This window comes from Nocardia canadensis (assembly GCF_032656385.1).
Classification (GTDB): Bacteria; Actinomycetota; Actinomycetes; order Mycobacteriales; family Mycobacteriaceae; genus Nocardia; species Nocardia canadensis.
Genome location: NZ_JAVCWB010000008.1, coordinates 258153 through 279080 on the forward strand (window position 1 = coordinate 258153; position 20928 = coordinate 279080).

At 67.2% G+C, this 20928-nt stretch carries 17 protein-coding genes; 9 read left to right on the plus strand and 8 right to left on the minus strand.

Annotated elements, in window-relative coordinates; genetic code table 11:
- Positions 1 to 234: 234 nt before the first annotated feature.
- The gene (locus tag Q7X29_RS14915) at positions 235 to 774 is read right to left on the minus strand and encodes a dihydrofolate reductase family protein (protein ID WP_316574436.1); all 540 of its coding nucleotides are present in this window, start codon (positions 772 to 774) and stop codon (positions 235 to 237) included.
- 80 nt (positions 775 to 854) lie between these two features.
- Positions 855 to 1295, minus strand: a complete 441-nt coding sequence (locus Q7X29_RS14920) for a DUF6069 family protein (RefSeq protein WP_316574437.1) — start codon at positions 1293 to 1295, stop codon at positions 855 to 857.
- 121 nt (positions 1296 to 1416) lie between these two features.
- On the opposite strand from Q7X29_RS14920, the gene Q7X29_RS14925 reads away from it, so the two are divergent.
- The gene (locus Q7X29_RS14925) at positions 1417 to 2082 is read left to right on the plus strand and encodes a TetR/AcrR family transcriptional regulator (protein WP_316574438.1); all 666 of its coding nucleotides are present in this window, start codon (positions 1417 to 1419) and stop codon (positions 2080 to 2082) included.
- Positions 2083 to 3005: 923 nt separating this feature from the next.
- Entirely contained in the window at positions 3006 to 3491 is a 486-nt protein-coding gene (locus Q7X29_RS14930) for a hemerythrin domain-containing protein (RefSeq protein WP_316574439.1), read from the plus strand.
- Positions 3492 to 3566: 75 nt separating this feature from the next.
- On the opposite strand, the gene Q7X29_RS14935 is transcribed toward Q7X29_RS14930, so the two are convergent.
- The 4 genes from Q7X29_RS14935 to Q7X29_RS14950 all read right to left on the minus strand — a co-directional run bounded on the left by Q7X29_RS14935 (position 3567) and on the right by Q7X29_RS14950 (position 9377).
- On the minus strand, positions 3567 to 5507 hold the full coding sequence (locus Q7X29_RS14935) for a hypothetical protein (protein ID WP_316574440.1): 1941 nt from the start codon (positions 5505 to 5507) through the stop codon (positions 3567 to 3569).
- A gap of 247 nt (positions 5508 to 5754) precedes the next feature.
- The gene (locus Q7X29_RS14940; protein WP_316574441.1) at positions 5755 to 6027 is read right to left on the minus strand and encodes a hypothetical protein; all 273 of its coding nucleotides are present in this window, start codon (positions 6025 to 6027) and stop codon (positions 5755 to 5757) included.
- Positions 6028 to 6570: 543 nt separating this feature from the next.
- Complete coding sequence (locus tag Q7X29_RS14945) at positions 6571 to 7572, minus strand: NAD(P)H-dependent flavin oxidoreductase (protein ID WP_316574442.1); 1002 nt, start codon at positions 7570 to 7572, stop codon at positions 6571 to 6573.
- A 32-nt stretch (positions 7573 to 7604) separates the two neighbouring features.
- Complete coding sequence (locus Q7X29_RS14950; protein ID WP_316574443.1) at positions 7605 to 9377, minus strand: class I adenylate-forming enzyme family protein; 1773 nt, start codon at positions 9375 to 9377, stop codon at positions 7605 to 7607.
- On the opposite strand from Q7X29_RS14950, the gene Q7X29_RS14955 reads away from it, so the two are divergent.
- From Q7X29_RS14955 to Q7X29_RS14985, 7 genes are all read left to right on the plus strand, one after another.
- Positions 9277 to 10473 (plus strand): thiolase family protein, encoded by a 1197-nt coding sequence (locus Q7X29_RS14955; protein ID WP_316574444.1) that lies wholly within the window; start codon positions 9277 to 9279, stop codon positions 10471 to 10473. The genes Q7X29_RS14950 and Q7X29_RS14955 overlap by 101 nt on opposite strands.
- 43 nt (positions 10474 to 10516) lie before the next feature.
- Positions 10517 to 11434 (plus strand): winged helix-turn-helix transcriptional regulator, encoded by a 918-nt coding sequence (locus Q7X29_RS14960; protein ID WP_308248519.1) that lies wholly within the window; start codon positions 10517 to 10519, stop codon positions 11432 to 11434.
- A 209-nt stretch (positions 11435 to 11643) separates the two neighbouring features.
- A complete protein-coding gene (locus Q7X29_RS14965) occupies positions 11644 to 13302 on the plus strand; it encodes an aldehyde dehydrogenase family protein (protein WP_316574445.1) in 1659 nt (552 codons plus the stop codon).
- Entirely contained in the window at positions 13299 to 14504 is a 1206-nt protein-coding gene (locus tag Q7X29_RS14970) for a thiolase family protein (RefSeq protein WP_316574446.1), read from the plus strand. Before Q7X29_RS14965 ends, Q7X29_RS14970 begins: the two co-directional genes overlap by 4 nt.
- A 38-nt stretch (positions 14505 to 14542) precedes the next feature.
- Entirely contained in the window at positions 14543 to 16282 is a 1740-nt protein-coding gene (locus Q7X29_RS14975; protein WP_316574447.1) for a class I adenylate-forming enzyme family protein, read from the plus strand.
- Between the two features lie 3 nt (positions 16283 to 16285).
- Entirely contained in the window at positions 16286 to 16747 is a 462-nt protein-coding gene (locus Q7X29_RS14980; protein ID WP_316574448.1) for a PaaI family thioesterase, read from the plus strand.
- Between the two features lie 48 nt (positions 16748 to 16795).
- On the plus strand, positions 16796 to 18280 hold the full coding sequence (locus tag Q7X29_RS14985) for a carotenoid oxygenase family protein (protein WP_316574449.1): 1485 nt from the start codon (positions 16796 to 16798) through the stop codon (positions 18278 to 18280).
- An 85-nt stretch (positions 18281 to 18365) separates the two neighbouring features.
- Here Q7X29_RS14985 and Q7X29_RS14990 read toward each other — a convergent pair whose 3' ends face one another.
- Complete coding sequence (locus tag Q7X29_RS14990) at positions 18366 to 19316, minus strand: winged helix-turn-helix transcriptional regulator (RefSeq protein WP_316574450.1); 951 nt, start codon at positions 19314 to 19316, stop codon at positions 18366 to 18368.
- Positions 19317 to 19378: 62 nt separating this feature from the next.
- On the minus strand, positions 19379 to 20911 hold the full coding sequence (locus tag Q7X29_RS14995) for a carotenoid oxygenase family protein (RefSeq protein WP_218719012.1): 1533 nt from the start codon (positions 20909 to 20911) through the stop codon (positions 19379 to 19381).
- Positions 20912 to 20928: the final 17 nt, after the last annotated feature.

Sequence of the window (20928 nt, forward strand, 5' to 3'; positions counted from 1 at the left end):
CCGTCGAAAGCAATGCGAGGAGGGCCTCCACGTTGATCGCGGCGTCGAATCGGTTGTCCTGCGCGGCGGCGAGTAGCGCGGCGGCAACCCAGTGAGTGACCGGCCACCGCCGCGTGATCCACATCGAGCCGGCCGGGTAGTAGCCCTGCAGCGCCGACGTCGGAAAGCTGACCGCAGTCGATGTTCTCCAGTGTGTCGAGCACCATCCCCGTCCGGGTTCGGTGGTGGTGACCGCTATTTGGCGGGGGTGTAGATCTGGTTGATCACGCCGGTGCTGAACGCCTCGGCTGAGGCGAGTTTCAGCTCGACGCTGTCGTCGAGCTTGTCGAACCAGCGCGCGCCCTTGCCCAGGACGACCGGGTGGACGAACAGCTGCAGCTGGTCGAGCAGGCCTGCGCGCAGCAGGGACTGGACCAGGGTGAGGCTTCCGGTGATGGCGATGTCGCCGCCGTCGGTGGTCTTGAGTTCGCTGATCCCGGTGAGGACGTCGCCGCCGATGATCTCGGTGTTGTTCCAGGTGGCTTCGGTGAGCGTGGTGGTGGCGACGTACTTCTTCTGGTTGTTCATGAAGCCGGCGAACTCGTCGTCGCTGGTGGGCCAGTGGGCGGCGAACTCCTCGTACTGCACCCGGCCCAGCAGCATGGCATCGGAGGTACCCATACCGGCGCCGATGGCGGCGCCCATCTCGTCGTTGAAGTAGGGGAAGTGCCAGGTGTCGGGGGCTTCGGCGACGCCGTCGGCGGAGACGAACAGGCTGGAAATGATCTTGCGCATCGGATTCTCCATCAGTGGTGGTCGTTCTCGGCCGATCGGTCGAGAGAGTGTGGGTGAACAGTGGTGCTGGGTGGTGAAGGTCAGTGCAGCGACGTCGCGACCGAACGCAGCCCGATCACGACGGCCGCGGCGACAACGAGGTGCATCAGCGCCAGGCAGACCGAGCTGGTGGTGGAGTCGAAATCGGTCACCAGCGGGCCGATCCCGGTCGCCAGGGCCGCCACCGCGCCGATGACCGAGGCGACGGTCAGGATGCGGCGCCAACGCAGCGCCAGCACCGTCGCCAGCCCGAGTCCGACCAGCAGCGGCAGCACGGTCTCGGCCGCGACCCACACCAGTGTCGCGGTGGCGGTGGTCCCGTTGCCGAGGTAGCTGAATTCCGCACCGGCGGCCGAACCGGCCAGCCACAGCGCCAGATTCGCGCCCAGCGCTGCGGCGGTGGTGGCGGCGATGACGAGCGCGGGGTGGTGGTGGTGCGCTGCGGGGTCGAGGGTGGGAGCGACGGGGGTAGTGGTGGTCATGAGCAGGTCCTCGGCTCGATTCAGGGTGTGTACTGTACCGTACAGTTCTGGGTGAACTGAACAGTACGGTACACTGGTGTCGGTGTCAACAGATCCGAGAATCCGACATACCGGAGGCCTCATGCCCCAGACCGAAACTGCACCCGACCTCGTCGGGAACACCGCGGCCGAGCAGGCGCGCCGCCGGATCATGGAGGCGGCCATGGAGGTGTTCCTGCGCGACGGCTACCTCGGCGCGAAGACCGACGAGATCGCCAAAGTCGCGGGTTCGTCGAAGCAGACGATCTACAAACACTTCGGCAGCAAGGACAAGCTGTTCGAGCAGATCGTGTTCGACCGCCTCGGCGGGATCGACCAGGTGTTCCGGGAAGCCATCGGCGAGCTCGCCTCCGCCGACGACGTGGAGACCACCCTGCGCATGGTGGCGCACCGGTTCGTCCACCTGCTCACCCGGCCCGCGCAGCTACGGGTGCGTCGGCTCGTCATCGCCGAGGCCGGCCGCTTCCCGCAGCTGGGTCGGGCCTACTTCGAAGCCGGTCCCGAACGCGTCCACGCCATGCTGGCCTCCTGCTTCGCGCAACTGACCGAACGCGGCCTGCTGCGCACCGTCGAGCCCGAGCTGGCCGCGAATCATTTCACCTGGCTGGTGGTCTCGGTCCCGGTCAACAAGGTCATGTTCTGCGGTGACGACACCCGATTCACCGATGCCGAACTCGACCACTACGCCGACGCCGGAGTCGAAGTCTTCCTCGCCGCCTACCGGGCACCGACGCCGCAGGCACCCTGACCTCCTTCGTCCGCCGGAGCTGCGGATCACGATGCCGACGGGGAGGTGAGCAGGCACTTCGCCGGGTCGATGTTTCGGGGGTTGGTGCAATCACTGATCTCGGGCGCTTCTGGTGTTGCCGGAGCCGGGAGCAAGTCTGCCGCGGCCTTGCGGCTGACGCTCGTACCTGCATGCTTGGCTGAACGTGAACGTTGTTGAGGAAAGGGAAATCGAACATGCTCGGCACAACGTCGCCGCCGCGCTCGGCGTGATGCTGATCGGCACCGTGGTTCGGTCGCGATCCTCGACCCGATCCAGCAAGGCGCAAAGCTGCCCCTCGCGCCCCAGCGTTAGCGCCACGTCCACTGCCCCTTCGATCACCAGTGTCTCCTAGTCGTCTAGGGCTGACGACATTGAGATCAATAGGCCCCTCTCCAGGCAGGTCGCAGCGGCTTTCAGCCCACTCGCGGTCCTTGCCGCCTCGGCGATCCTCGACTCCGCCGAGCTGCCTGCAGGATTCCCGACCACGCAGTAGTCGGCCTGAGTTCACCTCGGCTAGTTGATCCCTCTCGACGCAACCCACCAACCCGCCAGGGTGAGCACATCGGGCATGTGACTGTGTGTCGCGACATTCGGCGAGGACTTCGGCCGCCCGCGCACTCGCCGCGCTCGGGCGGCCACGATGCCGAATTGGTAATGGCGAACAGACCCCTCGCTGCCGCAGCATAGGATGCGGTGTCGCGTGTACACGCCGGGTGGACGGCGTCGGCATGGAGGCACCGCTTTCGGAAGGCAGCCAATGGGACCACTTCTCCTGCCCTGCTGACACCACGGCTCGCGCCGTGCGTGGCGCATAACTCTACTGCCCCAGCATTTTTCGGCCTTCGCGTGTCCTCGTCGGCAGCGATGGCCGCATCCGGCCTCCGTCACGAGGAGAGATCGCCATGTCCACCGAATCCCAGCACGTCGGCGCCCTGGGCCGCGAACTGATCGACACCCACCACTGGCTGCGGGGCGAACTGCGCCGCATCGCCCGCGCACTGGAGCAGTATCCGGACAACGAACCGATCGGCCCGCTGCGAGACTTGCGTACGCACTGCCTGGCCTTCTGCCAGGCCCTCGCCGACCACCATACGAGCGAGGACCGGACGGCGTTTCCCCTTCTGGCCCAGCGTTTCCCCGATCTGGCACCGGTACTGGCCGAACTCGCCGCCGACCACCATCTGGTCGCAGACATCCTGACCCGGATGACCGCCGCGCTCGCCGAGCTCAGCGTCGAGAGACTCGACACGGTGCGTGGGGAGATCGCCGGGCTGTCGGCGATTCTGGAGTCCCATTTCCAGTGGGAGGAACGTCGAATCGTAGCGGCCCTGGACACCCTGCCGAGTCGCGAATACACCGCAGCGGAGCTGTTCAGCCGCAGGCGATGACGTCATGACCGGTGCGCAGCCCGGGCCTCTGACTCTCCGAGGACGCGCTGACGTGCGCTTCCGACGGCGGCGCTCCTACTCGTTCAAGAAGTCTCCGAGCGTCTGGAACCCGGTTCGAACGACCTCGCCGATTATCTCGGTGCCACGGGAAATCATCTCTGCCCGAAATTCCTCGGCCTGGGCCATGGCTTCCTGGTGATACGGTTCCAGCATCGTGGCGAAAACGCCGGCCTGTGCGGGTTCCTGGACGACACCGGCGACGGCAGGAGATTGTTCGGCCGGTGGTCGCTGGACCGGTGGTGTTCGCGACGGTTCTATCGACCATACCTGTTGTTCCGCGGAGTTCACGAGGGCCACCGTTCCCTCGGCGTACAGGACGAGCCAGCTGACCGCCACGCCGTTGGTGCCGGTAGCCCACATGGGACGGCCGCGCGCGTCGTAGCCGACGAAATTCCCGTCCCCCTGCAGGGTTGCCCGAACCGCACCGCAGCCGGCGTTTCGCACCCATCCGGTGGCGTTGTCGGCTTCGCTGGAGCGCAGTTCCAGGGCGCCGTCGGAACGAAAGGTCAGCGTGTAGTTTCCGTTGCTGAGGTAGTCGCCGCAGCGCAAGCTGGCGTCGCGCGGCAAGTAGTGCCCGACGAGATGGAACTCGCTGACGAGCCGACCATGTGCCGAAGACCAGAGAACCGAGTTCTCCGATCTGAGTTCGGCGGTGCCCGAGCTGTTGATCTCCAGTGCGTCGATTCGATATCCGACCGTATATGTCTGCCACACGTCGCCGCCGCTCGATGACAGCCTGAGATTTCCGCTGTCGTCGAGGAGCACGATATCCGCTCCGGTGCCGGCGGTTTCGGTGTTCCAGGAGATGGAGCTGCCGTGGTGCAGGGTCAGGTTTCCGTCCGGTCCGAACGTGAGTGTGGTGGTGCCGTTCTTCAGATACCGGCCATGCGTCAACCCGTCACCAACAGGCAGGAACGAGTAGCCGAGATCGTACGGGGTGAATCCCCGAATGTCGTCGCTGACCGCCGTTCCGATATCGCTGGTGGGCACCAGGCGTCCGTCCCGGTGCAGCGACAGCCGCGTCGCGGCGCTGCCCGCGGTTTCGGAGAGATCGAAGAACATGTCGTCGGCCGTGTCCAGGGATGCGCTGCCGTTGAAGTTCATGCTGAGACGTTCGAATCCGTATTCGCCGGTGAAGGATTCACGCAAGAATTGCGTACCCATCCGCCACACCAGGTTCCCGTTCTCGTGCAGGGTGACCGTGCAGACTCCTTTTCGGAGCTGCTCACCGATCTGCATCGACTCGCCTCTGTCCAGTTTCCGCCCGATGTCGATCGGTGCTGTCGATCCTGTTCCGGTGCGCAGGGACCACAGTTGCCTGCCGGTGCGCGACAGGATGACGAGCTCGCCGTCATCGCGGAAAGTCAACCGGTCGATGTCGCGGCTGCCGGGGCCGAAGCTCCAGTTCTCTCCTTCGTCACCGTGCGCCGTGAATCGTCCGTTGAACTGGAGGGTGGCTCGTGTCGAAGGGACGATGTCTGGAGGGGAGACCCACAGCGTATCGATCCCCTTCCGCAGAACCAGAACCCCGTCCCGGGCGAGGGCGAACTCGAACCCCCCTCGCGTGATGGATTCGCCACGCGTCAGGCTCTCGCCGACGCGTAGTTCCGCGCCGACAGTGCGAAAGCGCCCCGAGTGCTGGGCAGTGATGACCTCGCCCCGCGCGTCGTACATGGCGATGTCCCCGTCGCCTTCGAGTTTCACATAGCTGACCGGCGCTCTCGACGGGACCTCCCACAGCACGGTTCCGGCGGCATCGTAGGCGACGAGCCCACCGGCGGTCATCTCGATGATCTGTGTGACGAGACCATCTTCGCGCTGGGCCATCGCGGTCACCTCGCGTCCGGATTCCGAGAGCGACAAGACTCCGTTCGACTGTAGAGTCAAGCGGAATCGCCCATTGCTCAGGAATTGGCCGTGGCCGATCGTGTCGCCGACATGCAGAGTGTCACCCACCTGATCCCCCCTCGTTCTCCGCAGGTGCGTAAAGCATATGTGCGATGGGCGGTGGCGTCGTCTGCGTGCGAACGATTCGACGGGTCGGTGATCGCGCGCGGCTTGATCGCATCTCCGCTGCGAACGCACGCGGTTCGCAGCGGCTCTCGCCGTGCAGGCGGGTAGCCGGCCTCTTTCCTGCGCAGACAGCTCAGGCAGAACTGTCCGGGGTAGCTGCGTGTCGATCTGCAGCAGTGTGCTGCATGGACTACGGGCTGAGTCTGCGCAGGAAGGAATGTGCTTCGAAGATGATCTCGTCGAGGTCGGTGACCACCTCGGTCACAGCTTCATCAACGCCTGCGGCATTGTCTCGGCACTGCTCAACTATTGCCGATACCGCGTCGCCGATGTCGTCCAGATGCTGAGCAAGGTGAACGGCCATGGCGTTATCGGGTGGTAGTAGACCTCTGCCGCCACCAGCCTGGTCGGGGTGAGCCTTGATCACACTGCCGACAACGTGGTCTAAGGTCGTGGGGCTCATCGGATTCCTCATTCGTGGTTGGCCACAGAGGAGCTTGCCAGCTTCCACGTAGACGCAAGCTGACCCCTGATCACCCGCAAGTCTCCGACTTCCGAACCGGGTGGTGTTCCCAGTACACGCCTACCGGGAAGTGATGTCAACGACGAAGACAGATGTTGTAGGTCTACGCTATAGACATGCAGGTAGACCCAACGTTTTGCTCCTGGGTTTCGCGAGGTCGGCCTGCGAGTCCGCAACGTTCTCGACAGTCGACACTGGGATTCCCGTCAGGAACCGCGGGTGGCCATCGCCATCTGAATCGAACGGGTCAACCAGCCCGCACTCGAGGCCTGAAACCCCGCATCCTGCGAGTCAACCGAACTCGGAGCAGTCCCGTTCGATGTAGGCGAGGGTGGTGTGGCGTATCCAGTGGGTTGATGCCGAGACGTGGGCCGCAACAGGTGCGTTCGGAGTCGTCGTAAGAGGTGGTCGGAGAGTCCCCGAGACAGCAGGTCGGCCTCGAAGGCGAACTCCGGCCGCATCATCATTTCGTCACGGTTCTGGCTACGTCCCCCAAGATCGATCTCGTGCAGATCCGCCTCCGGCCCGAGGACGAGTGGCCGTTCGGCCCGCAACTCGGCTGAGGGCAGTGTCGTACTCCTTTTCGATACGGTGGACGATCGTGCTCACCGATTCGACGGCTCGGATGGTTTGTAGACCTTGACCGGCGGCCCAGACGTCCTTCCACCTCTTGAGCGAGGCGGTGCCCGCGGTGTAGTTCTTCTCGACGGTCGGCGGTTCGAGATCGTCAGGGTCCAGGCCGCACGCGATCAGGCTCGGCTTGAGCCACGAGGCCGGGGTTCCGGTGATCGCGGCGCTGACGACGAGGTCGTCCGGTCCGTGGTCGACGACCATCTGTTTGTACGCCGCTGGGGCTGTGCTTTCGGCGGCAGCCAGGAATCTGGTACCCATGTACACCAGGTCGGCGCCCGCGGTGATCGCACCGGCGACGCCGTACCCGTCGCTGATGCCGCCGCCGATGATGACCATCCCCTCGAAGAACTCACGCACGGCGGAGGTGAAGGCGAACGGGGAGAGGTGACCGGTGTGGCCCCCGGCACCGGCCGAGACACACGCCATGCCGTCGGCGCCGGCCTCCGCGGCCTTCCTCGCGAGCTTCATGTTGACCACGTCGGCGATGACGACACCGCCGTAGCTCTTGACGACATCCATGACGGGCCGGGGCGAGCCGAGGGCGGTGATGACGATCTGTGGTTTGTACTCGGCGATGAGTCGAAGGTCCTCGGCCAATCGTGCGTTGCTGCTGTGGGTGATGAGGTTCGCCGCCCAGGGTCCGGTGGGTCGCGACGCGTCGTCGTCGCGCAGGCTGTCGGTGATCGTCCCCATCCAGGCGTCGAGATCTTCGACGGTTCGGCAGTTCTGGGTCGGAAAAGAACCGGCGATGCCCGATCGGCACGCCGCGACCACGAGGTCCGGGCCGGAGACCAGGAACATCGGTGCGGCGACCACGGGGAGGCGGAGAGAGTCGAGAAGGGTGTTCATCATGGTGTCCTGCTCAGGAGTGGGGTGTCAGCGGTTCAGTGGGTGAATGGGGAAGAGGCGCCCTGCGTGCGGCGCTCGAGCATGCGTGCCGCGTTCGTGCGGTCCACCTTCCCCAGGTGTGTCAGGGGGATTGCCTCGACCCGGTGGACCGATTTGGGGCGTTTGAAGTCCGGCAGGCGGTCTCGGCACTCGGCGAGGAGACTGTCGTCGTCGAGGGCGGCACCGGAGTGGACCGTGTAGGCGGCGGCGATGCGCTGTCCCCACACGGAATCCGGTAGTCCCACCACGACGACGTCGTTCACGCCGGCGATGCCGGAGATGACCTCTTCGACCTCGCGGGGGTACACGTTGTAGCCGCCGGTGATGATCATGTCCTTGCTCCGGCCGGTCAGATGGATACAGCCGGTGGCTGTCCGCAGGCCGAGGTCGCCCGAGTACAGGACGCCGTCCGCGTGGTTCTTGCCGAGATCCGTTCGCGCACCCGCATTGTGGTATCCGGGACTGACCGCCGCGCCGCTGACCACGAGCTCGCCGATCTCACCGTCGGGAACGGGGCGGTCGCCATCCCTGAATTCGATCTCGATTCCTGGGCAGGGCCGCCCGACCGAGCTGAGAAGGCGGGGATCGTCGGTCATCCCGCGGTGGTGGTCGGCGGCATCGAGCACGGTCAGCGGGGGGATCGCCTCGACCATTCCGTAGTACTGGACGAGATTCGGCGTGATCCGCTGGTACGCCTGGCGGATGTGCTCGACCGGCATCGGCGCTCCGGCGTACGCCAGCATGCGCAACCTCCGCATCGGTGTGAGCCGGGCGTCGTCGAAGTCGAGCATCCGCGCGATGACGGTGGGCACGAGCGCGGTGTGTGTCGCGGCGTGGCGTCCGACAGCGGCGATCACGTCCGCGGGACGAGCGTGATCGAGAATGACCTGGCGCGCGCCTGCCTCGAGAAGCGGGAGAACGAACAGCCCGCTCGTGTGGATGATCGGCCCGGCGTGGACGAAGACCGGGCGCTCGGCACCGTCCAGGGTGCCCGCCAGGACGTGCTCACGCATCGCGCGAAGCGACGCCAGTCTGTTGGCGTGCGATCGCTGCGCGCCCTTCGGTACTCCGGTCGTCCCGGAGGAATAGTGGAGGGCGCACAGCGACCGGGGGTCCAGGTCGGGCAGTGCGAAACTCTCCGGTGCCCGGGCGAGGACGTCGTCGAGTGATGGAAGGTCATCTCCCGCGCCGGCCGCGATCACGATCTCGGTTGGCGACCGCAGGGCGAATTCCCGCGCACCGGCGACCGCTGGATCGAAGATCAGCGCCGCGGGTGCGCAGTCCGCCATGATGCGCACCCAATCCCGCTCGCCCACCCGTGGATTGAGCGCCACGCGGACATAGCCCCCGATGGTCAACGCGAGGTCGATCTCGATGGCGGCCGTCGAGTTGGGCAACAGCACGAGGACGGTGCGCCCTGGCTCGACCCCGATCTGCGCGAGGCCTGCCGCGAGGCGGTGGACACGGTCGGACAGTTCCCTGAACGTGAGCGAGGTCGTGCCGTCTTCCACGGCGACGTCGGGACCGAAGCGCGCGGCTGCGACGCGCACCACACTGGCGATAGACATGTGAGCCCTACTCCTCCAATTCGCTACACTTATTGAAGTAGACATCAGTCGGCCCGGTTTACGCAACAACAGTTCGGCGCCGGCAGGAGAGGAGCGCGGCATGACCCGATTTGCGACTTCGGCAGGGGACGGGCGGACACCGTGGGTGATCGACGCGGTTCGAACGCCGTTCGGTTCCGCTCGGGGTGCGCTGTCGTCCATCCGCGCGGACGATCTCGCGGCGCTGCCGATCGCGGGCTTGGTCGCCCGACACCCCGGGCTCGATCCTGCCCGCATCGATGACGTCGTCTGGGGAAACGCCAACGGCGCAGGTGAGGACAATCGCAATATCGCTCGCATGGCGCTGCTGCTCGCGGGCTTGCCCCACACGATCCCTGGTGTCTCGGTCAATCGACTGTGCGGATCCGGCGCCGAAGCGGTGCTGACCGCGACCCGGCGGGTCGCGGTCGGTGACGCGGATATCGTGCTCGCGGGAGGCTCGGAGAGTATGAGCAGGGCACCCTATGTCCTGCCTCCGGTCGACTCGGCCTTCCCGCGCGCGCTCGACTTGGTGTCCACCACCGTCGGATGGCGCATGACGAACCCCCGATTTCCCGCACCGTGGGTCGAATCCCTGGGCCGCTCCGCCGAACTGGTGGCTGCACGTCAGGGCGTCGGGCGCGGTGAGCAGGACGAGTGGGCGCTGCGATCCCACGAACTCGCGACCCGCGGGTGGGCCGACGGTGTGCACGACGGATTCGTGGTTGGGCAAGCGGGCCTCGAACGTGACGAGCCGATCCGTGCGGCCGATCGTGCCGCGCTCGCCGCGCTGAAGCCGGCGTTCTCCCCGAACGGCAGCGTCACGGCGGGGAACTCGTCGCCGGTCAGTGACGGTGCGGTCGCCGCGCTGGTGGCGAGCGGAGCCGTCGCCGAGGAACTCGGTGTCGAGCCGCTCGGGCGGGTTCTGGCGTCGGCCGTCGTGGGGATCGAGCCGGAACTGTTCGCGCTGGCTCCGGTCGCGGCGATCGGGAAGGCGCTGGAGCGGGCGGGGCGAAAGCCCGCGGACGTCCGTGTCCTCGAATTGAACGAGGCGTTCGCGGCGGTGGTTCTGTCGTGTCTGCGTGAGCTACCCGGCATTTCGGCAGATCGGGTCAACCCCTTCGGTGGGGCGATCGCGATGGGACATCCGCTCGGTGCGTCCGCCGCTCGCGTGGTCATCGACTGCCTGCGGCACCTGCGACGGCTCGGGGGTGGAATCGGCGTCGCCTCGGCCTGCATCGGGGTGGGGCAGGGCATCGCTATTGTGTTGGAGGCCTGACGCGATCGGTGCGACGGGCGCCGGTTCGGGAAGGCGGGTGGCTGTGGTCGACGAGGCTGGGGCTGCGATGGCGCCGAGCCCGGTGGCGCAGACGATCGACCTCCTGGGCGACCGTCTGACCGTCGCAGTGCTTCGCGACGCGTTCGTCGACCACGTGCGGCGATTCAGTCAGTGGATCGACCGGACCGGGGCACCGCCCGCGGTGCTGTCGTCGCGCCTGAACGCGCTGGTCGAGGCGGGGCTGATGGTGCGGCGCCCACAGCCGGGAGGCCACGAGCGGCACGACTACATGCTCACCGACCTGGGTCTCGCGACGTGGGAGTTCCTGGTCAGTGTGTGGTCGTGGCAACGCGAATGGTCCGCCGAGGGGCTGCTCCAGCCCGAAATGGTCCATGTGGACTGCGGGCATCGAGGCCCGCCGGAATTGGTGTGCGGGCACTGCGGGGAGACCGTCAAGCCGCGAGACGCGAGGCTCGAGCTGGACCGTGACTCTCTGGTCATGGTGGCGCGTGGCAGTCGTCGGCGGTCGACCCGGAACTCGCCGGCCCTGAGCCGGGCCGATCTCCAGTTCACCGAGGTGATGGAGGCGATCGGGGATCGGTGGAGCGCGCTGGTCACCGGCCTCGCCCTGTCGGGTGTCCGGCGCTTCGGTGAGTTCCAGTCGATCCTGAAGATCTCACCCACGACCCTCACCGAACGCTTGACCCGTCTCTCCGACGTGCAGATACTCGCCCGCGGTGACGGCGGCCGCGAGTACGTGCTGACGCCCCGGGGGCGGGCGCTGTTCCCGATCTTCGCCTTTCTTCTCGCCTGGACACCGACGGCGCACCCGGGTGTACCGGCCGAGCAGCTGGGGCCGAGGCTGCGCCACGACGGCTGTGGCAACCCACTGCGGCCCGCCCTGCGCTGCCGCGGCTGCGATGTGAATCTGCAACGCACGACCGTCATCTTCGAAGCCTGACAGCGCGGTCCGGCCGCCCTGCCTGCCGCGGTTGGCGCGCGATCGGCGCAGCGCCGCCTTGCCGAGAAGTCGACCGTTGACAATCTTTGTGCGACTTGCTTCACTTCAATAATAGTAGTGACCGGCGCGTGGGACGCCGCGGCCCATCTCTCCGCAGCGGACCCGCCGATGTCGCCCAGTCGCACCCCCGTCGACAGGAACGAGCCTTCATGTTCTTCGAAACACATCGCGATCTACTGCAGGCCGCAGTAGATGCCAATCAGACACGCTCCGCGTGGACCGGATACACCGCCATCGCCCCGCCCGAATGCGGGCAGGCGGAAGACATCGTCGGTTCCTACGATGGAGCAACCCTGTGCCTTTCGGTGCAGACACCCAGCCGGATCACGGCCGACGAGGTGTCGCCCTATACCGGCAAGGCTCTGAACGTCACCTACAGCGCCCCTTCGGCGGAGGAAGCGCTCGGCGGCGCTGCGCGAGCGGCGGTGGCCCTCCGCGACGCCGACGTAGAGCTGCGAGTCGGGGTATGTCTCGAGGCTCTGCACCGAATTCATCTGCGGGGTCGGGAATTCGCCGCGATCACGTCCCACACCACCGGGCAGAGTCTCGCTATGGCCTGCAGCGGGAGCGGGACCAACGCGTTGGACCGCGGACTGGAAGCCGTCGCGATGGCGTGGGCGGCCATGAGCCGCGTGCCCCCGGAAGTGACCTGGCAGCAGACGTTCGGCACGTCGGAGGTGACGTTGCGCAAGCGGTTCCGTGCACGCCCGCTCGGTACGGCACTGGTCATCGCCTGCGCATCGTTCCCGGCCTGGAACGCCTACCCGGCGATCCTCGCCAACCTCGCCACCGGCAATCCGGTCCTGGTCAAACCACACCCGCGCTCGGTGCTGGCAACGGCAGTGGCCGTGAGCGTCATCCGTGAGGTCCTCGCCGAGGCCGGGCTGCCCACCGACGCGATCCAACTCGTCGTCGACACCGTCGATGATCCCGTCGCCGCCCGGCTGGCCACAGATCCCGCGACGCGCATCGTCGACTTCACCGGCAGCCAGTCCTTCGGGACATGGCTCGAGCGCAACGTCGACAACACTCTGGTGTTCACCGAGACCGCGGGCGTCAACACCGTCATCCTCGACTCGGTCCGGGACCTGCCCGCCGCCATGCGCACTCTGGCCGGAGGCCTGTCGCTGTTCAGCGGGCAGATGTGCACCACGCCGCAGAACATCTACATCCCCGACGCGGGAGTCCGCACGGACCACGGCCCCGTCTCCCGCGACGACGTGGTCGCCGCCCTCCGCTCGGCGATAGACGACCTCGCGGGCGCGCCGCGCCGCGCCGCCGCCGTCTGCGGTGCGCTGCAGTCGGAAGCGACCCGGCAGGCGCTCGACGCCCTCACCGACCGGGCGGCGGCGGAGGGCACCCTGGTGCGTCGCCCCTCGGCCTACGTCCATCCCGAGTACCCGCAGGCGCGGGCGGTGACCCCGCTGCTGGTCCGCGTCGATCCACGGCGTGGCGACCCGCTGCCCGACGGCGAGCAATTCGGACCCGTGGCGTTCGTCATCGACTGCGCCGACCGGGAATCCGCCGTCGAGCACGCGACCGCGAGCGTCCGTCGGCACGGCGCCATCAGCTCGTACCTGTACTGCACCGATGACGCGGCCGTCGACGCCATCGCCGACGCCTACGCGGATGCGGGCGCGTCGCTGTCGGCGAATCTGGTCTCCTCGATGCCGATGCAGTACGCGGCCGCCTACAGCGACTATCACGTCACCGGTCTCAATCCGGCGGGCAACGCGACGCTGACCGACGAGTCCTTCGTGGCCGGCCGATTCCGTATGGTCCAGGATCGCCGCCAGGTGCGGGGGTGAAGTCTGTGTCCCAGTTCTCCGACGGCGTCTACATCTACGACGCCGTTCGCACTCCCAAGGCCCGGGTCCGCCGACACGGCGGTACCCTCGCCGACGTCCCCGCCTACGACCTTCTGGCCCAGTTGTTCTCGGCCGTTCAGGAGCGTGGCTTGTCGCCGGACGTGGTGGACGACGTCGTGATCGGGACGAGCACCGCGGTCGGAGACCAGGGCGGCAATGTCGCCCGCGCCGCCGTGCTCTGGGCAGGCTGGCCCGACGCCGTGAACGCCGGCGTGGTGTCGAGACTGTGCTGCTCGGGAATCGACGCGATCGAGACAGCGTCCGCCAAGATCGCCGCGGGCATCGCGGAGGTCGTGGTGACCGGTGGTGTCGAATCGATGTCGCGCGTGCCGATGATGTCCGACCGGCCCGCCTTCGCGGAAGACGCCGACCTCGGCGAACGGACCGGATTCGTGACGATCGGCGTCTCGGCGGATCTTACCGCCGCGCAGTACGGATTCACGCGAGCCGAACTCGACGAGTGCGCCGTCACCTCGCACCGCCGTGCCCTCGCCGCACCCCGGTCCGGTTCGATCGTGCCGGTGCGTTCCGACACCGGAACGATCCTCACCGCGGACGAGGGACCCCGCGACGACATCAGCCTGGCCGGTCTCGCGGACTTGGCGCCGCTGTTCGGTCGGGATCCGCTCTGGGAGCGAGTGGCGGAGCGGCTACCCGGTGCGCCGCGGCCCGCCGTCGGGCTGCACACCGCGGCGACGGCTCCGCAACTCTGCGATGGCGCGGCTGCTGCCGTGCTCGGCACCGGAGCCGCGGCGACCCGCATCGGGTCCGAACCCGTGGCGGAGGTGGTCGGCGTCGCGCAGGCAGCGGTGCGCTCTCCGCTGTTGACCGCCTCGGTGGTGGCAGCGCGACGTGCCCTCGGCAACGCCGGGATCTCCGCCGACCGACTCGATGTCGTCGAAGCGAACGAATCCTTCGCGGCCTCGGTGCTCGTCATGATGCGGGAGCTGAAGCTCGACCCGGACAGGGTCAACCCCAACGGCGGATCGATGGCGACCGGCCATCCGCTCGGCGCCGCCGGCGGCGCACTGCTGGTCAACGCACTCGATCAGCTGCGTCGCGTCGACGGCGAGTACGCGTTGATCACCATTCCGGCGGCGCTGGGACTCGGCGGCGCCGCAGTTGTCCGGCGACTCGGATGAGCGCCCGCACCCGTCGAGCGTCCAAGGAAGTGGAACCCATGAACGTCACTGCGGACAACCTGTCCTCCAACCGCTTACGCGCGTGTCATCCGCAAGACCGGGTCGAGGACCATCTCGCTCGCGGGTGGTGGCGCCGGGACACCGTTCTCGACCTCCTCGACGGACACGTCCGGGACCGGCCCGGCGCACCCGCGGTCACCGACCCCGGGAATCTGCCGGAACTCGCCGGCCTCACTCCGCAGTCCCTGACCTGGGCCGAGTTCGCCGCGAAGGTCGATGACATCGCCGCGAAACTCCATGCGAGCCACGTGCGCCCGGGAGATGTGGTCGCGGTGCTGCTCCCGAACTCGGTTGCCCTCACCGCCACGTACTTCGCGTTGTGGCGACTCGGGGCGATCGCGGCACCGATGCCGGCGTCCTACCGGCGACACGAGCTGAGCCGAATCGTGGCGGCTTCCGAAGCGGTCGGCGTCGTGACCACGACCAGCCTGCATGACCGCAGGCCCCATGAGGAGGCACTGTCCCTGGCCGCCGAGCTGGCCTGCCTGCGGCACGTTTTCACCTTCGGACCAGCCGCCGACGGTGTGGGTGTGCCGCTGGACCGCGACCCGGCCGCCGCGGACGAGGTCGACGCGGCGCGGTGTGCGCAGCGGAGGCTCACACGGACCGTGAACGACTGCCTCACCATCTGCTGGACCAGCGGTACGGAGGCCGCGCCGAAGGGCGTTCCCCGGTGTCACGCCGATTGGCTGGCCATCGGGCACGCCGTGCAGGACGGTTTGCAGGCACAGCCCGATTCGGTCATCGTCGGGCCCTTTCCGATGGTCAACATGGCGGGGTTCGCGACATCGCTGCTGCCATGGCTGCTCAGCGGCGGGCACCTGGTCCAGCACCACCCGCTCGATCTTGCGGTGTACCTCGATCAGATCCAGCGGCACCGAGCCACCCACACGAGTATGCCGCCGGCGATTCTCAGCATGCTGTTGCAGAATTCGAGCCTACGCACCACGTTCGACCTGTCGTCGCTGCGCACGGTCGGCTCGGGCGGCGCACCGCTTCCCCCCGGCGTCGTCCGCGACTGGCAGAACGATCTCGGCATCGAGGTGATCAACTTCTTCGGCTCCAACGAGGGCGTCTGCCTGCTCGGCGCACCGTCGGACACGCCGGATCCGATGGTGCGCGCCCAGTATCTCCCGAACTACAGCGCGACCGGCAAGACGTGGGTCACGGCGGTGGCTGAGCGGACGTCGGTCCGGCTCGTCGACCTAGCGACGGGCGAGGTGGTCACGGAGGTCAGCGGTCGCGGCGAGCTGCGGCTGAAGGGGCCGACCGTCTTCGCCGGCTACCTCGCCGGTACGGCGGCGAGCAGCCCGTTCGACGACGACGGATACCTCTGCAGCGGCGATGTATTCGAGCTGTGCGGCGAGTCCGGCGAGTACCTGAAGTTCGTCGACCGCAGTAAGGAGATCATCATCCGGGGCGGGATGAATATCGCGCCGGCAGAGATCGAAGGCCTGCTCCTCGAACACCCAGCGGTCGCCGATGTCGCGATCGTCGGCTACGACGATGTAGTTCTCGGCGAGAAGTGTTGCGCGGTGGTCGTTCCCGCCTCGCAGCAGGAGGTCGTACTCGACGACCTCGTCGCCTTCCTGCGCGCCAAGGACGTCGCATCCTTCAAGCTGCCGGAGAAACTCGTCACGGTCGACGAACTGCCCCGCAACCCGATCGGCAAGCTGCAACGCCGCACATTGCGTAGCGAGATCGCTCGAGAAGGCTGAACCGTGAGTGAGAAGGCATCCCCGGTGGCAGCGTCGCGACCGACCCCGACCGGCGTGGATCGGCCACTCGCCGAGGAACTGACGGACATGCTCACGGGCCGCTTGCCGGGCACGATCGGCATGCGGATCCTCGCGGCCACTGCGGAGCAGGTCGTCGGCGAACTGCCCGTTCAGGAACGGGTGCTCGCCCCCAACGGATACCTCCATGCGGCGAGCGTGGTCGCGTTGGCGGACACCGCCTGCGGGATCGGGACCCGGTTGGCGCTGCCTGCCGACGCCACCGGTTTCACCACGGTGGAACTCAAGACGAACTACCTGGGCACGGCGCGGTCGGGGGTTGTCACCGCGACCGCGGTCCGCATGCACGGCGGCCGACGAACACAGATCTGGGACGCGACCGTTCGCGACGACCAAGGCAGCACGATCGCCCTGTTCCGCTGCACTCAGTTGATATTCCACCCCTGAAGAGCCCGCGAACCGGGGCATAGGTCATTCGACGAAAGGAAACACTCGATGACGAACACGAAGCCATCGGCGAGCGAGGCCCCGATTGCCGTCGCGCGCCCCGCGGACAGCACCGCGGAAAACCCTTACCTCCTCGGCGTTTTCGCGCCGGTGCAGGAGGAATTGACGCTCGACGATCTGCCGGTGATCGGCGAGATTCCCCACGATCTCAACGGTGTCTACCTGCGCAACGGTCCGAACCGGCAGTTCGCGGCCCCGGGCCGTTACCACATGTTCGACGGCGACGGCATGATCCACGCCGCTCACTTCGACAACGGCAAGGTCCGCTATCGCAACCGATACGTCCGCACCCGCGCGTTCACGGAGGAATCCGCGGCCGGTCGCGCGCTGTGGACCGGACTGATGGAGAACCCCGCGAACAACCCGTGGGGCAACGGCCACGGACTGGGGATCAAGGACGCCGCCAACACCGACGTCATCTTCCACCGCGGTCAGGTTCTCGCCACCTGGTACCTGTGCGGCACCCCGTACGGGATCGACCCCCTGTCGTTGGAAACGCTCGGCGCCCAGGACTTCCTGGGGACCTTCGCCGGTGACATGATGGCCCATCCGAAGGTCGACGAGTCGACCGGTGAGCTCATCTGGTTCGACTACGGTCCCGACCAGAACTTCCTGCGCTACGGCATCATCGGGCCGAGCGGACAACAGACGCATCTGACCGAGATCGACCTGCCGGCGCCGCGGCTGCCGCACGACATCGCGATCACACAGAACTACTCGATCCTCATGGACCTGCCGCTGGTCCAGGATCAGGATGCCCGGCGGGCGGGCAAGTACCGCATCTTCTACGACCGGGCACTGCCCTCGCGCTTCGCGGTCATCCCGCGGCACGGCACCGGCGCACAGGTGCGGTGGTTCGAGGCGAAGCCGTGCTACATCTACCACGTCGTCAACTCCTGGGAGCAGGGCGACGAGATCATCATGGACGTCTGCCGGGTCAAGAATCCGCAACACCAGACGACTTTCGATCATCCACTGGCGAGCATGCTCGCCTATATGCGTCTCGATGCGCAGCTCTACCGATACCGGTTCGACCTGCGGACAGGGACGACGACCGAAACCCCGCTCGACGACGCGAACCTCGAGTTCCCGAGCGTGGATTCGCGGATCGTGGGGCAGTCGCATCGTTACTCCTACAGCATGAGCCTCGGACACGAGCCGATGTTGCTCTTCGACGGCCTGGTGCGCTTCGACTCCCTGACCGGAACCAAGGAGGAGCACAAGTTCGGCGCGGGGCGCTGGGGTGCCGAAGCACCGTTCGCGCCGCGCGACGGATCGACCGGTGAGACCGACGGCTACCTGGTCTGCTTCGTGAACGACGAGGCCGAGAATCGCGGCGAGATCGACATCTTCGACGCTCAGGATGTCGCCGCGGGTCCGATTGCGCGAGTGCTGCTACCGCAGCGCGTGCCGTCCGGTTTCCATGCATGCTGGATCCGCAGCGATCAACTTACCGAACCCCAAGCGGGCTGAGCCGCCGAGACGCGGAGCGGCCTTGCGCCGTGGGTGATCCCGCGATCCGCCACGGCGCCAGGCAGCCCCGTCGGCTCGGAGGAGTTCAATCGAGGTGTGGAAGGCCTCGTCGATCGACATGCGCGGATCGCGGCTCCACCATCACGGTGGTCGGCTCCAGTTCACCACCGCACTCGCTGCACGAGAACCGTGGTGTGAATCCGTCGCCACACGCGACGTGTGTGAACGCGATCGCGTCCCCTTCGGGGGCCGGGAACCACCGTTGGCCCCAAGCGATCATGGCCACCACGACGGGGAAAAAGGCGCGTCCCTTGTCGGTCAAGTGATAGGTCGTCCGGTCGGCACGTTCGGTGCTGGGCGTTTCGCTCAGCACACCGAGCTCGGTAAAGGTGCGCAGCCGCTCGGCCACGATCGTCGGAGACGCCCGCATCCGTTCGGCGAACTCGCTGTAGCGTCGGGCGCCGAGAAGCGCCGAACCCAGCATCGCGGCGGACCACCTGTTGCCGATGAGATCCATCGTCTGTGGAAGCACGTGGGGCATCCGGACGGCGCCACTCGATCGCCGTCGGTTCGAGGCCGCGGGGACGCTGCGCGTCCAACCGCCGCTCGGGCCCATCTCGGCGACGACGTCACGGGCGTCGGCGGGGGACCCGCACGATGCGCACTCCAGGCGCGGTGTGAAGTGCCGGTCGCACGTGGTGTGGCGCATGAGGGGGAGTACGCCGCGATCGGGCGCCCACCGTAATTCCCATGACCACACCGACAGCAGAATCGACCACAGCTCCTGACCGCAGGCGGTCCGCCGATACTCGTACCGGGCGGGCCTGTCCTGGTAGGGGGTCCGCTCGAGCAGCCCCGCATCGGTGAGCACCGCCAGTCGCGAGGACAGCACGGCGTGCGAGATTCCACCCGCGCCCATCCAATCGCGGTACCGCTTGGCCCCTTGGAAGGAGTGGCGCAGGATCCACAGGTTCCACTCGTCTCCCAGGAGTCCCAGGGCCACAGCGATGGAGTTGTCCCCGCCCGGGGTGAGCATGCGCCCGGCGGTCGGAGTCCTGGGCTCCGCGTCGGGTGCATGCTCATCGGACATCCCCAGAACTATAGCCCGGGGCGATCGAGTCCTATCGCCTCCGTCGGGTCGTCGTTCGTTCGCCACCGCGGCAGGGCCGAACCCGGTGCCCAGGTGGAATGCGTGCCGCTGGAGACACGCTCCGGCAGGCGAATCCGCGCCACCGGCCCGTCCGCGACACGAGCGGCGTCGAAAACCAGACACTCCGACAGGTCCTCGTCGACGTTCGAGACGATCGTGACCAGATAGCCGTCGTCCTCTTCGGTGCCGCCGACGCGCGGCGCCATCGCTGTCTCGCTGCCGAACACGCCGTCGCCGAACACGAAGCGCTCTTCCTGTCCGGTGACGGTGTCGTGCTTGACCAGGCCGTCGAACAGGAACCAGCCGGGGCGGCCGGTGGCGGCGTAGGTGTAGCGGTGCGAGCGACCGGCGTGCCGGGGATTGATCATCCCGAACTCGGTGACGCTGTCCGAGAGTCGTTCCTCGCGAACCTCTCCCGTGCGCAGGTTCAACCGCCACCGATGCAGGTGGGTTCCCATCCGGTCGAGGGCCAGGAATCGGAACATCCGCTGGTAGATCCCGCCGTCTCCGGTGTCCTCGGGCTCCGGGTGCTCCTGGTGGAAGCCCTCGAGGACGATCTCGTCACCGGTCTCGTAGGCGTTGGTCCAGTGCAGCACGTACGTGGAGGAGGCCTCGAACCAGCGGATCTGATCGCTGGTTCCCCGCCGCGGAATCACGCCGAGTCGCAGCGGGATGTCGGGGTGGAAGCGTGAGACGTAGCGGCCGGCCTCGAGCGCCTCGGGCAGCCAGAACAGCGGACAGTCGTTGAGGATCGCGTAGTTGTCGGTGAACGCCATGTCGTGGGGCAGGCGCGACCCGGGCAGTTCGATGTCCACGTAGTGGGCGAGGCGGTCCTGCGCATCGACGACGCCGTAGTGCATATAGGGGGCGTCGGTGCTGTAGTTGAAGAACAGCAGTTCGCCGGTTCGCTCGTCGACCTTCGGGTGCGCCGATACGCCGAGGCTTGTCGGGAACTGTCCGTTCCACGTAGCCTTGCCCACCGTCTCGAGTGTCGTCGGGTCGAGAGTGTAGAGGTCACCGCACTGCCAGAAGCTGGTGAGTGCCTTACCGTTGTGCACGATGACGTCGGTGCTGGACGCATCCTTCATCCGGCCGCGCGCCCCCCAGCCGTCCTGGCGGACGGATCGTTCGGGATTCTCGGCGATGCCGGCCCACAGCGGCCCCCCGGCCTCCTGCTCGGCCAGGAAGCCGTCGGTCTTGACGAAGCGGTTGCGGTAGAACGCCTTGCCGTCCCGGAAGCCGACCGCGTGGATCATGCCGTCGCCGTCGAACGGGTGGTAGCGGCCCTGGAGGGCCGGGTGCACCGGGTTCTCGGTGTTACGCAGGTAGACGCCGTCGAGGTCGGCCGGCAGTTCGCCGACGATCTCGAGATCGTCGGCACTGCGCTCGACGGTCTGTGGGCGCCACGCGCCGGTGCGATACGGGTGGTCGTCGTCTGCGGGCAACGTCGTCAGGGCGCGCCCGAGTACCTCGATCTCCATGTTCCTCTCCTGATTCC

What these genes read in the sequence shown, in the direction of transcription:
- Q7X29_RS14930 (WP_316574439.1), top strand. Translation starts at nt 3,006, where the DNA reads ATGTCCACCGAATCCCAGCACGTCGGCGCCCTGGGCCGCGAACTGATC.
- Q7X29_RS14955 (WP_316574444.1), top strand. Translation starts at nt 9,277, where the DNA reads ATGACCCGATTTGCGACTTCGGCAGGGGACGGGCGGACACCGTGGGTG.
- Q7X29_RS14950 (WP_316574443.1), bottom strand. Translation starts at nt 9,377, where the DNA reads ATGGACGACAGCGCACCCCGAGCGGAACCGAACGGCGTTCGAACCGCG.
- Q7X29_RS14940 (WP_316574441.1), bottom strand. Translation starts at nt 6,027, where the DNA reads ATGAGCCCCACGACCTTAGACCACGTTGTCGGCAGTGTGATCAAGGCT.
- Q7X29_RS14985 (WP_316574449.1), top strand. Translation starts at nt 16,796, where the DNA reads ATGACGAACACGAAGCCATCGGCGAGCGAGGCCCCGATTGCCGTCGCG.
- Q7X29_RS14915 (WP_316574436.1), bottom strand. Translation starts at nt 774, where the DNA reads ATGCGCAAGATCATTTCCAGCCTGTTCGTCTCCGCCGACGGCGTCGCC.
- Q7X29_RS14965 (WP_316574445.1), top strand. Translation starts at nt 11,644, where the DNA reads ATGTTCTTCGAAACACATCGCGATCTACTGCAGGCCGCAGTAGATGCC.
- Q7X29_RS14975 (WP_316574447.1), top strand. Translation starts at nt 14,543, where the DNA reads ATGAACGTCACTGCGGACAACCTGTCCTCCAACCGCTTACGCGCGTGT.
- Q7X29_RS14995 (WP_218719012.1), bottom strand. Translation starts at nt 20,911, where the DNA reads ATGGAGATCGAGGTACTCGGGCGCGCCCTGACGACGTTGCCCGCAGAC.
- Q7X29_RS14925 (WP_316574438.1), top strand. Translation starts at nt 1,417, where the DNA reads ATGCCCCAGACCGAAACTGCACCCGACCTCGTCGGGAACACCGCGGCC.
- Q7X29_RS14920 (WP_316574437.1), bottom strand. Translation starts at nt 1,295, where the DNA reads ATGACCACCACTACCCCCGTCGCTCCCACCCTCGACCCCGCAGCGCAC.
- Q7X29_RS14945 (WP_316574442.1), bottom strand. Translation starts at nt 7,572, where the DNA reads ATGATGAACACCCTTCTCGACTCTCTCCGCCTCCCCGTGGTCGCCGCA.
- Q7X29_RS14990 (WP_316574450.1), bottom strand. Translation starts at nt 19,316, where the DNA reads ATGCTCACCCCGGGCGGGGACAACTCCATCGCTGTGGCCCTGGGACTC.